1 protein-coding gene is annotated in these 1352 nt (G+C 62.9%); it reads right to left on the bottom strand.

What is annotated here, in order from left to right; genetic code table 11:
• On the bottom strand, positions 1-1352 hold a 1352-nt coding region (locus AWB83_RS35570), incomplete at both ends, for a YadA family autotransporter adhesin (protein ID WP_374729157.1).

The following is a 1352-nucleotide window of genomic DNA, read 5'->3' as shown; positions in this document are numbered from 1 at the left end:
TCGCCCTTGTTGGTCGACACCGCACCCGAGCCGATCGCCACCGAGTCAACACCCGTAGCCGTCGAATCTACACCCGTGCTGTTCGCATGGAAGTACTTCGTGCCCGTGTTGTACACGTTGTTGATCTGATTGTTCAGGTTGGTCACGTTACCGCCGATGTTGGTCACGCTGCCCGCCACGTTCGAGATATCCGACGTGTTCTGATTGATCGCCTGATCCGCTGCATACAACTGCGAGCCGTTCACCGCATCGGTCGAGCTGGCCGAGAGGCGGCCCGCTGCCACGTTGGTGATCGTGCGCTCCTTGCCTGCCGCCCCCACCGACACCGTGCTCGTCGCGTTGCTGCCTGCGAACGTGTAGGCCGTGCCACCGATCGTCGCGCTCGTGGTGTTCACCACTGCCGCCGTCGTCGAACCCGCACCCAGCGCCACGTCGCCCTTGTTGGTCGACACCGCACCCGAGCCGATCGCAACAGAATCCACACCCGTGGCCGTCGAATCTACACCCGTGCTGTTCGCATGGAAGTACTTCGTGCCCGTGTTGTACACGTTGTTGATCTGGTTGCCCATGTTGGTGATATCACCCTGGATATTGGTGATCCCACCGCTGATGTTGGTGATGCTGCCCGCCACGTTCGAGATATCCGACGTGTTCCGGTTGATCGCCTGATCCGCTGCATACAACTGCGAGCCGTTCACCGCATCGGTCGAGCTGGCCGAGAGGCGGCCCGCTGCCACGTTGGTGATCGTGCGCTCCTTGCCTGCTGCGCCCACCGACACCGTGCTCGTCGCGTTGCTGCCTGCGAACGTGTACGCCGTGCCGCCGATCGTCGCGCTCGTGGTGTTCACCACTGCCGCCGTCGTCGAACCCGCACCCAGCGCCACGTCGCCCTTGTTGGTCGACACCGCACCCGAGCCGATCGCAACAGAATCCACACCCGTGGCCGTCGAATCTACCCCCGTGCTGTTCGCATGGAAGTACTTCGTGCCCGTGTTGTACACGTTGTTGATCTGGTTGCCCAGGTTGGTGATATCACCCTGGATATTGGTGATCCCACCGCTGATGTTGGTGATGCTGCCCGCCACGTTCGAGATATCCGACGTGTTCTGGTTGATCGCCTGATCCGCTGCGTACAGCTGCGAGCCGTTCACCGCATCGGTCGAGCTGGCCGAGAGACGGCCCGCCGCCACGTTGGTGATCGTGCGCTCCTTGCCTGCTGCGCCCACCGACACCGTGCTGGTCGCATTGCTGCCTGCGAACGTGTACGCCGTGCCACCGATCGTCGCGCTCGTGGTGTTCACCACTGCCGCCGTCGTCGAACCCGCACCCAGCGCCACGTCGCCCTTGTTGGT

The organism is Caballeronia ptereochthonis (assembly GCF_001545075.1).
GTDB lineage: Bacteria > Pseudomonadota > Gammaproteobacteria > Burkholderiales > Burkholderiaceae > Caballeronia > Caballeronia ptereochthonis.
This window is presented reverse-complemented; position numbering and strand designations above follow the sequence as displayed.